Annotated in this window: 14 protein-coding genes and 1 pseudogene; 12 read left to right on the forward strand and 3 right to left on the reverse strand. The window is 64.8% G+C overall.

The window, feature by feature from the left end; all coding sequences use genetic code 11:
• Nucleotides 1-320: 320 nt before the first annotated feature.
• From O4G76_RS07335 to O4G76_RS07360, 6 genes are read left to right on the forward strand one after another with little or no spacing between them, the layout of a single operon-like run.
• Nucleotides 321-1,355: a LacI family DNA-binding transcriptional regulator gene (locus tag O4G76_RS07335; protein ID WP_269396714.1), complete on the forward strand. Its 1,035-nt coding sequence runs from the start codon at nt 321-323 to the stop codon at nt 1,353-1,355.
• Nucleotides 1,356-1,380: 25 nt separating this feature from the next.
• Nucleotides 1,381-2,640, forward strand: coding sequence for a sugar ABC transporter substrate-binding protein (locus O4G76_RS07340; protein WP_269396715.1), 1,260 nt, complete (start codon nt 1,381-1,383; stop codon nt 2,638-2,640).
• 57 nt (nt 2,641-2,697) lie between these two features.
• Nucleotides 2,698-3,774 carry a carbohydrate ABC transporter permease gene (locus O4G76_RS07345; RefSeq protein WP_269396716.1) on the forward strand — a complete coding sequence of 359 codons (1,077 nt, stop codon included), beginning with the start codon at nt 2,698-2,700 and terminating at the stop codon, nt 3,772-3,774.
• Nucleotides 3,774-4,652 (forward strand): carbohydrate ABC transporter permease, encoded by an 879-nt coding sequence (locus tag O4G76_RS07350; RefSeq protein ID WP_269396717.1) that lies wholly within the window; start codon nt 3,774-3,776, stop codon nt 4,650-4,652. The genes O4G76_RS07345 and O4G76_RS07350 overlap by 1 nt, the downstream gene beginning before the upstream one ends.
• A 25-nt stretch (nt 4,653-4,677) precedes the next feature.
• On the forward strand, nt 4,678-5,664 hold the full coding sequence (locus O4G76_RS07355; RefSeq protein WP_269396718.1) for a levansucrase: 987 nt from the start codon (nt 4,678-4,680) through the stop codon (nt 5,662-5,664).
• Between the two features lies 1 nt (nt 5,665).
• Nucleotides 5,666-6,748 carry an ABC transporter ATP-binding protein gene (locus tag O4G76_RS07360; protein ID WP_269396719.1) on the forward strand — a complete coding sequence of 361 codons (1,083 nt, stop codon included), beginning with the start codon at nt 5,666-5,668 and terminating at the stop codon, nt 6,746-6,748.
• A gap of 147 nt (nt 6,749-6,895) precedes the next feature.
• Here the strand turns inward: O4G76_RS07360 and O4G76_RS07365 are convergent, their stop codons facing one another.
• Complete coding sequence (locus O4G76_RS07365; protein ID WP_373568017.1) at nt 6,896-7,417, reverse strand: BCCT family transporter; 522 nt, start codon at nt 7,415-7,417, stop codon at nt 6,896-6,898.
• Between the two features lie 218 nt (nt 7,418-7,635).
• Here O4G76_RS07365 and O4G76_RS07370 point away from each other — a divergent pair.
• The 6 genes and pseudogenes from O4G76_RS07370 to O4G76_RS07395 form a co-directional block, all read left to right on the forward strand.
• A pseudogene (locus O4G76_RS07370) lies at nt 7,636-8,256 on the forward strand (MotA/TolQ/ExbB proton channel family protein); the annotation flags it as partial.
• A 1-nt stretch (nt 8,257) separates the two neighbouring features.
• Entirely contained in the window at nt 8,258-8,641 is a 384-nt protein-coding gene (locus O4G76_RS07375) for a biopolymer transporter ExbD (protein ID WP_269396721.1), read from the forward strand.
• A gap of 4 nt (nt 8,642-8,645) precedes the next feature.
• Nucleotides 8,646-9,038, forward strand: a complete 393-nt coding sequence (locus tag O4G76_RS07380; protein WP_269396722.1) for a biopolymer transporter ExbD — start codon at nt 8,646-8,648, stop codon at nt 9,036-9,038.
• Nucleotides 9,035-9,922, forward strand: a complete 888-nt coding sequence (locus O4G76_RS07385) for an energy transducer TonB (protein WP_269396723.1) — start codon at nt 9,035-9,037, stop codon at nt 9,920-9,922. Before O4G76_RS07380 ends, O4G76_RS07385 begins: the two co-directional genes overlap by 4 nt.
• A 98-nt stretch (nt 9,923-10,020) precedes the next feature.
• The gene (locus tag O4G76_RS07390; protein ID WP_269396724.1) at nt 10,021-12,108 is read left to right on the forward strand and encodes a TonB-dependent siderophore receptor; all 2,088 of its coding nucleotides are present in this window, start codon (nt 10,021-10,023) and stop codon (nt 12,106-12,108) included.
• 192 nt (nt 12,109-12,300) lie between these two features.
• Complete coding sequence (locus O4G76_RS07395) at nt 12,301-12,549, forward strand: DUF1289 domain-containing protein (RefSeq protein WP_269396725.1); 249 nt, start codon at nt 12,301-12,303, stop codon at nt 12,547-12,549.
• A 136-nt stretch (nt 12,550-12,685) separates the two neighbouring features.
• Here O4G76_RS07395 and O4G76_RS07400 read toward each other — a convergent pair whose 3' ends face one another.
• Nucleotides 12,686-13,156, reverse strand: coding sequence for a Dps family protein (locus O4G76_RS07400; RefSeq protein WP_253329466.1), 471 nt, complete (start codon nt 13,154-13,156; stop codon nt 12,686-12,688).
• A complete protein-coding gene (locus O4G76_RS07405; protein WP_269396726.1) occupies nt 13,153-13,695 on the reverse strand; it encodes a hypothetical protein in 543 nt (180 codons plus the stop codon). Before O4G76_RS07405 ends, O4G76_RS07400 begins: the two co-directional genes overlap by 4 nt.
• Between the last annotated feature and the right edge of the window lie 99 nt (nt 13,696-13,794).

The following is a 13,794-nucleotide window of genomic DNA, read 5'->3' on the forward strand; positions in this document are numbered from 1 at the left end:
TCGGTTGCGGGCATAATATTTCTCGTGAAGTGATGAATTAAGGATCATGTCCCGCGCCACGGTGGCAGGGGGCCTCCCCGAGGACGGTTCACAACTGCCGAAATCGCAATGCGCGTCTCTCTGATTCGCAACCGGCACCTGGTCGTGAAAATGGCAGGGCAGTCGCATGTGGGTGGGAAAGACCAAACAACCGACATGCCGCGCGCCAGTGAACGCAATCCAAACAGGCTTGACCAAACGGAATCCGCCCTGCTATGACACCGATGTCATGACACCGATGTCATATGGCTCTGAACGGTGCGGTACGTGCGAGGAACGCAGTGGCTACGATCTACGACGTTGCAAAGCAGGCTGGCGTGTCGCCCAAGACGGTCTCGCGGGTGATCAACCGCGATGCGCCGGTCGGGCTCAAAACACGTGCGGCGGTCGAGGCAGCTATCCGCGAACTCGATTACCGCCCTTCACGTGCGGCGCGGACGATGCGCTCCAGCCGGTCAGGCCTGGTCGGCTTGATTACCGGCGCAATCTCGCGCGGCGACGGGAGCGCCGGGCCGTCCGGCCTTCCGGACCTGTTCATCGTCCAAGCGATCCAGCGCGAGGTCGCCGAGGCCGGGATGACCCTGATGATCGCCGATACCGGCGGCGAGGCGGACCGGGCTGCGGAGTTGATGGCGACCTTCGCGCAGCACCGCGTTGAGGGGCTGATCTATGTAGCCGATCACCATCAGCGGATCGAGGAACTCGATCCGCGCGGCACGCCGCTGGTGCTCGCCAACTGTTTCGATGCAATCGGCACGCCCGCGATCCTACCCGACGACCGAGCGGGCCAGCGCGCGCTTGTCGAGCGCGTAATCTCGGCCGGCCATCGCAGGATCGCCTACCTCACGCTACCCGAGGGCATGATCGCGACGGAGCTTCGCAGCCGAGGTTACCGCGAGGCGCTGGAGGCCGCGGGCATTTCCTTCGACCCGGCGCTGGTTACTGAAGGTTTTGCCGATCATGGAGAAGGACCAAAGCCGTTCATCGCGCCGGCGCTCGACCGGCTGCTGGCACTTGAGGATCGGCCGACAGTCATCTGCTGCGGCAACGACGAACTGGCGCTCCGGCTCTATGGGGAACTGCGAGACCGCGGCATCCGCGTACCGCAGGAGATCTCCGTCGCGGGCTACGACGACTACCGCGTCATTTCCGAGACGCTGTACCCACCGCTTACCACGGCGGATCTGAACTACCGCGGTATCGGTGAGGCAGCAGCGCGCCGCCTTCTTTCGCTGATCGCGGGGGCGTCCGTACCGGCCGAAGTCGAACTGATCGGCGGCCCGGTGTGCTGGCGCCAATCCGTCACCGAACACTGACATCCAACAGGGAGGAGACCCGAAGATGACCAGAACGAACCTGATGGCAGGCACGATCCTCGCCAGCGCCCTCGCCACCGGTGCGGCCGCGCAGACCGAACTGAGCATGTGGTATCACGGCGCCGGAAACGAGGTCGAAAGCGAGATCATCAATCGCATCGTCGGCGACTTCAACGAAAGTCAGGACGAGTGGGAGGTCAGCCTGCAAAGCTTCCCGCAGGGCAGCTACAACGACAGCGTCATCGCTGCGGCGCTCGCGGGCAACCTGCCGGATATCCTCGATGTCGACGGCCCCGTCATGCCGAACTGGGCTTGGTCGGGCTACCTGCAACCGCTGCCGATCGACGAGAGCCTGATCGAGAACTTCCTGCCCGGAACGAAGGGCGAGTGGAATGGAGAGCTCTACTCGATCGGCCTGTGGGACGCCGCCGTGGCGATGGTGACGCGGCAGAGCTATCTCGACCAGTTCGATATCCGTGTGCCGACGCTCGAAGAGCCCTGGACGCTGGAGGAGTTCGACGCGGCGCTGGTGAAGATCAAGGAGAGCGGCGAGTTTGCCTATCCTCTCGATCTCGGCATGGCCTGGACCGGCGAGTGGTATCCCTATGCCTTCTCACCCTTCCTTCAGAGCTTCGGCGGCGACATCGTCGATCGCGAGACCTACTCCACCGCTGAAGGCGCGTTGAACGGCGACGCAGCGGTCGAGTTCGGCGAATGGTGGCAATCGCTGTTCGAGCGCGACCTGGTGCCTGGCACCAGCCAGGACCCCGCCGATCGCGACAACGGCTTCGTCGAGGGCAAATACGCAATCAGCTGGAACGGCAACTGGGCCGCGCTGAACATCCTCAACGAATATGGCGATGACACGCTGTTTCTGCCCGCGCCCGATTTCGGCAACGGCCCGGTAATCGGCGCGGCAAGCTGGCAGTTCGGGGTCTCGGCAACTTCGGAGCATCCCGAGGGGGCAGCAGCCTTTATCGAGTTCGCACTGCAAGACGAATACCTCGCCGCCTTTTCGAATGGCATCGGGCTGATCCCGCCGACCGAGAGCGCGGCCGAAATGACCGAGAACTACAAAGAGGGTGGCCCGATGGCGGCGTTCTACGAGCTCTCCGAAAGCCAAGCGAAGCTGCGCCCGGTGACGCCGGGCTACGTTGTCGCCGCCAAGGTGTTCGAGAAGGCGCTCGCCGACATCGCCAACGGCGCCGACGTGCAGGACACGCTCGACGCGGCGGTCGACGAGATCGACGCCGACATCGAGCGCAACCAGGGCTACGGCCACTGATCCTCCCCTCCGGCCCCCTTCCTCCCGAGGGGGCCGGACCCAGAGACGAGGTGACCCATGTCCCGCTCCAGACTGACGCAATCGAACCGGACCGGGTGGACGATGGCGCTGCCGGGCTTCGGCCTGATCGCGGTCTTCATCATCCTGCCGTTTCTCTTCGCTTTCGGGCTAAGCTTCACCAACCAGCGGCTGATCTCGCCCAACCCGACCGAGTGGGTCGGCTTCGACAACTACCGCCAGCTCATGGGTGTGGGCGTGTTGACGCTGGAGCCCGAGCGCGACGATGCGGGCGCCGTGATCCGCGACGAGGATGGCGCGATCGAGTATCCGCGCCTGCGCGGCTTCACTCGCGGCAACCCCGACTACGCCCATCTCGACGGCATGCGCGAATGGACGAGCTGGCAATGGGGCGAGGACCGGGTGGTGCTGCTGGCGCGCGACGTGGTCTTCATGAAGGCGGTGGTCAACACACTCACCTTCGTCGCGGTGGTGGCGCCGGTGCAGGCGGGTCTGGCGCTGGTGCTGGCGCTGCTGATCAATCAACGGCTTAGAGGCATCAACGTCTTCCGCACGATCTACTTCATGCCGGTCGTGGTCTCGATCGTCGTCGTCTCCCTGCTTTGGCGCTTCATTTACGACGGCAATGACGGGCTTCTGAACAACCTGCTCTCGGCCATCACCTTCGGCGCCTTCGAGCCGGTCGACTGGCTCGGCAATCCTGACACGGCGCTGCCGGCGATCATGGCGATGTCGATCTGGCAGGCGGTGGGCTTCCACATGGTGATCTGGCTCGCCGGGCTTCAGACGATCAGCCCAACACTCTACGAGGCTGCCGAGATCGAAGGCACTTCGCGCTGGCAGACCTTTCGCTACGTGACCTGGCCGGGGCTGCGAAACACCGCCGTGCTGATCCTAATCGTGATCACCATGCAGGCCTTCGCGCTGTTCGCACAGATCGACGTGATGACCGGCGGCGGGCCGCTCGACAGCACCCAGACCATCGTCTTCCAAGCCGTGGAACGCGGCTATGGCAAGCAGGACATCTCCGGCGGCTCGACCATCTCGGTGCTGCTGTTCCTGCTGGTTCTCACCATCTCGCTGATCCAGCGATACCTGACACGGGAGCGGAACTGATGGCCCAGATCGATCCGTCCAATCGCGGTCTCAGACTGGCCGTGCGCTACGCGGTGCTGGTGCTGATCGCCGTGATCTTCATCTTCCCGCTGGTCTTCATGGTCGTGAGTTCCCTCAAGCCCGACCAGCAGCTCTTGTCGGATACTGGCAGCCTGAGAGCCTTCCTGCCGGTGGGCGACATCTCCCTCGACAACTACGCCGCGGCCTTCCAGCGCGCGCCGGTTGGGCTGTTCATCTTTAACTCCGTGCTGGTGACGGCGGTCACAGTGGTCCTTTCGCTGCTGGTCTGCTCGCTCGCCGCCTTCGCCTTCGTGTTCCTCGAATGGCGCGGGTCGGGGCTCCTGCTGTCGATCATTCTCGCCACGCTGATCGTGCCCTTCGAGACCATCGCCATCCCGTTGTTGCTGATCGTCAACCAGCTGCCCTGGATCGGGCTCGACGGGTTCACCACCGGCTGGCTCAACTCCTACCGGGTGCAGATCCTGCCCTTCGTTTCCGACGGGCTGACGATCTTCCTCTTCGTACAGTATTTTCGCGATCTGCCGCGCGAGCTGATCGAGGCCTCCCGGGTCGAGGGCGCGAGCTGGTGGATGATCTACCGCCGCATCGTCATGCCGCTCTCCGGCCCGGTCTTGGCAACCGCGGCGATCCTGAAGTTCCTGGTGATGTACAACCAGTACCTCTGGCCTTTGATGGTGGTGCAGGAGGAGGGCTACCGCCCGGTCATGGTGGGTCTCCAGTACTTCTTCCAGCTCAACCGCGCATGGGGGGAGATCATGGCCTACCTGTCTCTGATCACCCTGCCCGTGCTCGCCTTCTACTTCGTGCTGCAACGCGCCTTCATCTCCTCGATCGCCTCGACCGGCGTGAAGGGCTGACACCACTTATTCGCAAGGACACGACATGACCCTCGCACTCGAAAACCAGTGGATCTGGGACAGCTGGTACGCCCATGACGGGCAGCGCTGGCACGGCTATTTCCTCAAGGCGGACAAGTCGCTCGGGGACCCAGACCTGCGCCACTTTAACGTCAGCCAGGGCCATGCCGTCTCGGACGACCTGGTGAACTGGGAGCATCTCGGCACGTGCCTGAAGCCCGCACCAAAGCCGGCGTGGGACGACACCACCACCTGGACCGGGTCGGTGATCCAGGGGCCCGACGGGCTCTGGCACCTGTTCTATACGGGCGGCGGTTCGGCCGAGAACGGGCTCTACCAGCGCATCGGCCACGCCACCTCGGCCGACATGCACAGTTGGGAGCGTGTGGGCTCCGGCCTTTGCCTCGACATGAAGGGGCCGAACGCGAGCCACTACGAGGCCGAGCATGCGGTCGGCCACTGGCATGATCGGGCGATGCGCGACCCCTTCGTCATGAAGGACCCGGACGGCGAAGGGTGGCTGATGTATTTCACCGCCCGCGCACCGGGCATCGAGGAGGCCAACGAAGGCGGCGCGATCGGCTTTGCGACCTCGCCTGACCTCTACGAGTGGACACTGCAACCGCCGGTCTTCGTCGGCGGTTACGGCCAGCTCGAAGTACCGCAGGTCTTCGAGATCGACGGCCGCTGGTACTGTCTTTTCTGCACCGCCGCCGAACACTGGTCCGAGGAACGACGCGTCAACGCCGGCACCGCACCGGTCACCGGTAACCACTACCTCGTGGGCGACAGCCCGCGTGGCCCCTGGTGCGTAGCGCCTGGTTTCCTCGACGGCGATCTTCCCTGCTACCGCTACGCGGCGCGCGTGCTGATGACCGAAATGGGGCCAGTGCTGATGGGCTTCCGCGATGGCGGCAAGGAGAACTTCGGCGGCTACGTGATGGACCCGGTGCCCGTGAAGGTCGATGCCGAAGGGCTGCTCTACATCGAAGCGTTCGATAGGGGGAAATGACATGGCGACGGTGAGGTTGAAGGACATCCGCAAGCGCTACGGCGCGACGGAGGTGATCAAGGGCATCGACCTCGAGATCGAGGATGGCGAGTTCGTGGTTTTCGTGGGCCCGTCGGGCTGCGGCAAGTCGACCTTGCTGCGGATGATCGCGGGGCTGGAGACGATCTCGGACGGCACGCTTGAGATCGGCGGTCGCGTGGTCAACGAGGTGCAGCCCAAGGAACGCGGCATCGCCATGGTGTTTCAGAGCTACGCGATCTTCCCGCACATGACGGTGCGCGAAAACATCGGCTTCGGCCTCACCGTCGCCAAGGCCCCGAAGGCCGAGAAGGAGGCGGCCATCCAGGAGGCGGCACGCATCCTCCAGATGGAGCACCTGCTCGACCGGCGTCCCTCGCAGCTGTCGGGCGGCCAGCGCCAGCGCGTTGCCATCGGCCGCGCCATCACCCGGAAACCGGAGGTGTTCCTGTTCGACGAGCCGCTCTCGAACCTCGACGCGGCGCTGCGGATGGACATGCGGATGGAGATCGGCCGGCTCCACAAGGAGCTGAAGACCACGATGATCTACGTCACGCATGACCAGGTCGAGGCGATGACGCTCGCGGACAAGATCGTGGTACTCAAGGATGGCGAGGTGCAGCAAGTCGGCGCGCCGATGGATCTCTACCACAACCCCGCCAACCTATTCGTCGCCAAGTTCCTCGGCGCACCATCCATGAACCTGATCGAGGTCGAGGTGGCCGAGGCGCGCGCCGGGGCGGCGGTGGTGAAGAACCCCGCGCTCGACCCGATCGAACTGCCCTGCCAGATCGACGGGCTGCGGGCGGGCGAAAAACTGACGCTCGGGCTCCGGCCGCAATACCTGCACCCTTCGCTCGACCCATCGGAGGGCAAGCTGCACGGCAAGGTGAAGCTGACCGAACGGCTCGGCTCGGAAACCGTGGTCGATCTCGAGCTGACCGATGGCAGCCCGCTGATCGCCGCACTCTCCGAGGACGCGGTGTTCGAGCGCGGCCGGGAGGTAAGCCTGACCTTCCGCCCCGAGCAGACGCACTTGTTCAAGGGAGCCCCCGATCAGACCTGATCAGGAGCAGCAGTAGCTTCGGGAGTGGTTCTCAAGGTTTCGTTCCCTCGAATGGTACGCGCAGGATAACACACCAATGACTACCCGTAGTTTCAGCGGCCCCGTTTGTCTGCGCATTCTGGCTACACAGGCAACGGGGCCGACAGTTTAAGTCGTCGGAAAGAACGCCGAGGCGATCGGCTCCGCGATGGTTGGAAGTCCCATACGCTCGCGGCGCAGATCGCGACCAATCGCCTTGTAGAGCGAAGGTCCCATCAACAGTATCATCACGGAGAAGGGCAGCGCCGCGATCACCATCGCCGTCTGGATCGCGCCCAATCCCCCGATGATCAGCAGCGCACCCACCACCATTGCTAATGCCGCGCCCCAGAACAAGATGTGCGGTCGCGCCTTCGGGCTGTCATCACCGGCAGCGTTGATCGTGTTGATGGTGGGCACGGCCGAGTCGGCCATTGTGATCTGATAAGCCAGCAGCAGCACCACCACCAGTACGGAGGCAACCCAGGCGAAGGCGGGCTCGAGCAGCAGCGCCAGCGCCGCGAAGATCTGATCAGAGACCGGCACGCCGAGGATGCCGCCTTGTGCCAGACCTGACATCTCGAGGTCGATCGCCGTGGCAGCCTTTAATTCCGAATTCGGTAAAGGGGCGTTCCCTAAACATAGGGCTATTCACAGCCACCAGCTTCTTTTCAGAAGTCGGAGAGCGCCCGACCCCATGCGTTCGTCTCACCACACGTATGGACCTACGGCACAATCCCGACTAATACACTCAGACTTTGTGTTGCGCCCGATCGGTGCGCCACTCGCAGTCAAGGGAATCCACCATGAACGAGATCTGGACACGCGCGCGGACGGGGCTCGAAGGCGGCTGGGAGGTGATCGCGCTTGGCGGCCCGGCGATCTGGGCGATTGTCGCTCTCTCGGTGATCACGCTGGCACTGATCCTGTGGAAGGCGTGGCGGCTGGTGCTGCTCGGAGCGTGGAGCGGAGGCCGGCGCACACAACGCGCGGTCGCGCATTGGAGCGCGGGGCGCGAGGCCGAGGCGCTGGCGTTGATAGACGGGCGGCGAAGCTGCCGGGCACAGCTGGTGCAGGCGGCGATGCGGTCCCGGCGCGATCCCGGCCTCAACGATGCGGCCGCGCAGTCTGAAACTGAGCGCGTCGCCCGGGAGCTTCTGGCCCGCGCCAAGGCCGGGCTGCGGCCGCTGGAGCTAATTGCGGCCATTGCGCCGCTGCTGGGGCTGCTGGGCACCGTTCTCGGCATGATCGCCGCGTTCCAGGCGTTGCAGGAGGCCGGCAGTCGGGCCGATCCGGCGGCACTGGCGGGCGGTATCTGGGAGGCGCTGCTGACCACCGCCGCCGGCATGGCAGTGGCGATTCCGGCCTCGATGGCGCTGACCTGGTTCGAAAGCGTGACCGACCGGCTGCGCCACGAGATGGAGGACGCCGCGACCCGGATATTCCTGCGACCGGTGGCGTCGGCCGAGCCGGTCGCGCGAGCGGCCTGAGATGAATTTCGCCGATCTCGACCGGCCGCGTCGCCGCGTCAGCCTGACGCCGATGATCGACGTGGTGTTCCTGCTTCTGGTGTTTTTCATGCTCTCCGCTCGGTTCGGCCTCGACCAGCAGCTGCCGCTGAACGCGGCAGGACAGGCGGCAGGCGCGGGCTGGCAGGGGCCGCCGCGGCTGGTCGCGGTCGGAGAGGAGACGCTGACGCTGAACGGCGTGGCAATCGAGGAGACGGCGCTGACCGAGGCGCTGGCAGATCTGGTCGAGGACCCGTCCGACACCATCGTGCTGCGCGCCGAGGAGGACACCGGGCTTCAGCGGCTGGTGACGGTGATGCAGCGGCTCTCGGCCGAGGGCTACGGCCAACTTGTGCTGGTGGAGTGAATTGATGAGATTGTCCGAGCCGCCGCGCAAGCCGCAGACCGAGAGCATCGTGCCGATGATCAACGTCGTGTTCTTGCTGTTGATCTTCTTCCTGATGACAGCGCAGATCGCGCCGCCGGAGCCGTTCGAGGTGACGCCGCCCAAGGCCGAGGCCGAGACGCTCGCCGGCGGCGAGCTGGTGCTGCACCTCTCGGCCGAAGGCACGGTGGCGTTTCACGATACGCTGGGTGACGGCGCGATCGCCGCGGCGGCCACTGAGGCGGAAATCTGCGAGGATTGCGAGGTGCTGACGCTGCGCGCCGATGCAGGCGTGCCGGCGACGCGGCTCGCGGCGCTGCTCCCCGAGCTGTCGGCCGCGGGCTTTTCGGCGATCGAGCTCGTGACAGCCGCACCATGAGGCGCTTGCTCGAAGGCGCAAGCTTCCTTGCGCTGGCGGTCGGCGCGCATTTGGCGCTGCTCGCTCTGCGCCCTGATGAGGGGACGCCGACCGCCGCCGGGGCGAGCGGGGCCGAGACGGTGACGCTGGCGGCTGCGGACGCGCAGATCGCAGCGCTTGTCGATGCGTGGGAACGCCCATCCGAGACAGGGGAGATCGCGCAGCCCATGCCGATCGCGCCTCCCGTGCCGCAAATGCCAAAGATGCCGGCCCCCGCCGCTCCGGTCGCACCTGCCATGCCAACCGGGCCGGGCCTTGCGGTGCCGCAGGCGCCAGAGCTGCCCGCCGCCCCCGAGATCGACACAATCTCGGCTGAGCCGCTGCCGTCCGAGCCGCAGCAGCCAATGACCGAGCCACCGAAGGACCGGCCGCAGCCGCGCCCGGAGCGGCCGCCCGAACTGGCGCCGAAGCCCGAGCCAAAGCCGGAACTGACGCCCCAGCGGGAGCCGCAGCGGCAAGCCTCCGAACCGCGGCAGGCACAGCGCGCCGCCGGATCAGGCGGCGGCGCGCAGGCGGGCGCGGCGCAACAGCAGGCCGCGCCGGGGCTGTCGCCCGGGCAGGTGCAGTCGCTGACCGCACAATGGGGGGCGCAACTGCGTTCGCAGATCGAGCGGCGCAAGCGCTACCCCAATGCCGCGCGTGGTGCCTCGGGCCAGGTGACGGTGCGGATCACGGTGGATCGCCGCGGTCGGTTGACTGGCCTCGCTCTGGTCGGCTCCTCCGGCAACGCCGTGCTCGATCAGGCTGCGCTGAATGCGGTGCAGGCCGCGCGGCTGCCCGCCGCGCCGCAGGGTCTGAACAATCCAAGTTACAGCTTCACCTTGCCAATGCTGTTCAACGGATAACCGAAGTTTGTTCTTGATAGTTTCAGTCAGGAAATGTAGCGGGTCTGCACCCAGCCGGCATGGCAAGGCATTTCCAGCACAAACTCATGGAGACGGGCATGCTGCTTCGGCGCACCGCAATTTCTATCTGTGCCCTGATGGCGGCGTTCCCTGCCGCGGCACAGGACATCGAACTCGACCCCATCACTGTCGAGGGTGAATTCGAGGACACCTTCTTTGGCGATGCCATTGCGCTCGACAGCAACGTCACCAAAACCGGCGCGCCGATCGCGCTGACACCGCGCGCGATCTCGGTGGTGACCGAGGCCGAGATGGCCGAGCGCGGTGCGCAGGATGTGGAACAGGCGCTTCAGTACAGCGCCGGTGTGTTCGCCGGCGAGTTTGGTCTCGATAACCGCTCGGACTGGTATCTCGTGCGCGGCTTTCGCCCGGCCACCTTCCATGACGGGCTGGCGGCGCGCTACGGCTACTACAACGATACCAAGCCCGAGCCCTTCCTGCTTTCGCAGATCGGCGTGCTGCGCGGCCCGGCCTCGGGGCTTTATGGCAATGGTGAGGTTGGCGGCGTGGTCAACACCTCCTCCAAGACTTCGGCCGAAAACTCGGAGAACATCGCCCGGTTTCAGATCGGTTCGCATGAGCGCCGGCAAGTCGGGCTCGACGTCTCGCACGATCTTAATGGCGATGGCAGCCTGCGCAGCCGCATCGTAGCGCTGGCGCGCGACAGTGAGACTCAGGTGGAACACAGCCGCGACGATGCCTTCGCCATCGCGCCCTCGATCACCTGGGAGCCGCAGGCCGGCACCAAGCTGACCCTGCTGGGCAACTACCAGGAAAACCAAGCCAGCCCGATGATCCAGTTCGCCTCGCGTTTCGGTACGCTGGAGCCTTCGCCCGATGGACGCTTTCTCGATGACAGCCTCTTCGTGGGCGAGCCGGGTTTCGATCGCTATGACAGCGAAAGCCGTGGCGTCACGCTGCTGGCCGAGCACCGCGTGTCGCCGGTCTGGTCGATCGATGCGCGCGCCCGCGCGACCCGGGGCGAGGCGGACTACCGTCATGCCTGGTGGGCCTTCGACAACTTCGAGACGAACCGCTACAACAGCGATGGCACGATCAACCGCACCTTCTACCGCGCCGAGAACGAACTCGAGACTTTCGGTGCCGACGTGACCGCCACGGCCGAATACGCGCTCGGCTCGATCAATATGCAGACCCTGTTCGGTCTGAGCTACAATCGAGGCGAATACGATAGCGATACCGGCTACGGCGAGCAGATCGCCCCGATCGATCCCTTCGACCCGGTCTATCCCGGCGCGCCTGAGATCGCCGTGATAGACAGCCCGGCCAGCACGGTCGAGGAGCGCGGGCTCTACGTACAGAACCGCGCAACCTTCGACGGGCGGCTGCATCTCGACACCGGCCTGCGCTACGGCGAGATCGAGACCGGCGAGACCACCGGCACCTTCACCTCGGCGGTCGTCAACGCCGAGGACAACGCCGTGTCCGGCAATGTCGCGCTTCTATATGCCTTCGATAACGGCGTCTCGGTCTATGGCAGCTACGCCGAAAGCTTCCGGCAGGAGGTCGTGGGCTTGGATGCGGTGGGCGATCCGTTCGAGCCGACCCGAGGCGAGCAATACGAGGTCGGCATGAAGTATCAGCCGCTCGGCACGAACAGCCTCTACTCGGTGGCGCTGTTCGACCTCACCAAGTCGAACCTGACCATCGCCGATACCGAGAACCCGGGCTTCCAGATCCAAACCGGTGAGGCGACCGTGCAGGGCATCGAGCTCGAGGCGCAGACTCGTTGGCGCGACCTGCGCTTCGATGCGAACTTCACCATGCTCGACACCGAGAATGTCGACGGCAACTCCATTGCTACCGTGGCCGAGACTTTCGGTTCGGGTTGGGTGACTTATGCCCCCGAAGTCGGCCGGCTCGCGGGCTGGGAGCTCGGCGTCGGTGCGCGCTTTGCGGGTGATCGCGAGGATGGCGACGGCAACGGTTTCGTGCCGGACAACACGCTCTACGACGCGCGGGTGGCCTACGGCACCGACGATTACGAAGTCTCGCTCAACCTCCGCAACTTGACCGATGACGAGCATTTCACCAATTGCGATCTTGCCACGTGCTACTTCGGCGAGGGCCGCGACATCTCGCTAACCGCCAGCGTCAAGTTCTGATCAGCGGGTTCGGGGCGTTACCGAAACGCCCCGGCAGCCGCCGGGCCGGTTCCCTCCTGGTCCGGCGGTTCTTGCTTGTCTGCCGGGGATTGTGTGCGGCGGACAAGAAACCCGATGCCATGTCTTTTCCCGTTCGGACGAGGCGACTATCTGGAGCGGCAAGGCAGAAGCCCCGGCCGCATCGGAGAGACCATGGCGAAGAAACTGCCATCCCCCTGCATCGACGTCTGCAAGTTCCGCCGCGAAGGTCATTGCATCGGTTGCTCAATGACCAAGGCCCAGAAGAAGATGTTCAAGACGCTGAAGAAGCCCGAGCACCGTGAGGCTTTTGTGACCATGCTGGTGCATCAGCAGAACGACTTGGGCCGGTTCCGGCACTGGGCCCCGGCCTATCTGAAGAAATGCGCAAAGAAGGGCGTGACGCCGCCCCTTGCGACCTGATCGCGCTGTCCTGAAGCGGGGGCGGCGGCGTGCGCCGCGTGCCTCCGAATGCCGGGTAAGCCTGCTGCGGTCTGGGTCATTGTGAAACAGAAAGCGGCGCCCCTCGGGCGCCGCCTGAATCTTTCACCCGCCGTTTTCAGGCGATATGGGCACGCAGCATCCAGGCGAATTTCTCGTGGGTTCGCCCGCGCTCGATGGCAAGATCCTCGGTCAGGGTATCACCGTGATTGGCTGCGAGTTCGCCAAGGCCCCCCAGCGTCGCGGCAATGGTCTCCTGCGCCTTCATCAGGATTTCGACCATCTCGCGATCACTCTGATGACCGTCATGCTCCTCGACCTTTGATCGCTCGAGCATGCCGGCAAGTTTGCCCTCGGCATGCTCATTCAGGGCACGGATACGCTCGGCAAGATCGTCCTGCGCCTGAAAATGATCCTCGTAGATTTCCTGGAACAGGCGATGCAATTCGCCGAAAGCCATACCGGTGACGTTCCAGTGGAAGTTCTGGGCGAGCATGGTGGTGACCGCGGTCTCCGCCACGCTCTGGTTCAGCGCCTCGGCGATCTCCTTCCGAGCATCGGGGCTTAACTCGATGGCAGGCTGTGTCATGACGCAATCCTTTCCAGCTTCGGGGATGCCGGATCATCTGTCCCCTCCGCCAAGCGTGTCAACGTGTCACTATCGGACGCAACGCGAGCGACCAGATGAACCAGAGACCGCCGGACCTGCGCTGGCACGCGGCTGTGCAACAGGAACGTGGCACTGATCAGGTCGTCGTCGCGCAGAGCGGCGATCAGGCGCAGCAGCCAGCTTTCGTCGAAGGACAGTGCCCGGGCGGTCGGTCGATAGAAGCGGGGAGAGCGGCCAAGCGCTTCACCCAGCGTCCGGATCAAAGCATCGAGCACGGTTTCCGGCGGAATGTCTCGCCGAGTGCCAACCATGGCGCAGGCCTGCGCCAACTCGATCCGGCTCCGGGACCGGCAACGTAGGGCGGACAGGCGCATCTGGGCCAGCAGCCGCCGGTCCTTGGGCTCCAATGAAGCTCGCTGGTCGCTGGCAGAGACGACGCGGAGGTCGGAGGCGGCGAGGAACATAGTTTTATCCAGGTTCAGAGTCGGTCGAGCATCTTGTTTCCCGACGATGTCCATCGGGCATCACGTCGAAAAAGGGGACGGATAGACATCGGCCTCCGCCGCTCCTTCATCCGGCTTCCTCATACCCGACAAATACTGTCAGTCAACTTGTTT

This window comes from Limimaricola sp. G21655-S1, assembly GCF_027213785.1.
GTDB lineage: Bacteria > Pseudomonadota > Alphaproteobacteria > Rhodobacterales > Rhodobacteraceae > Limimaricola.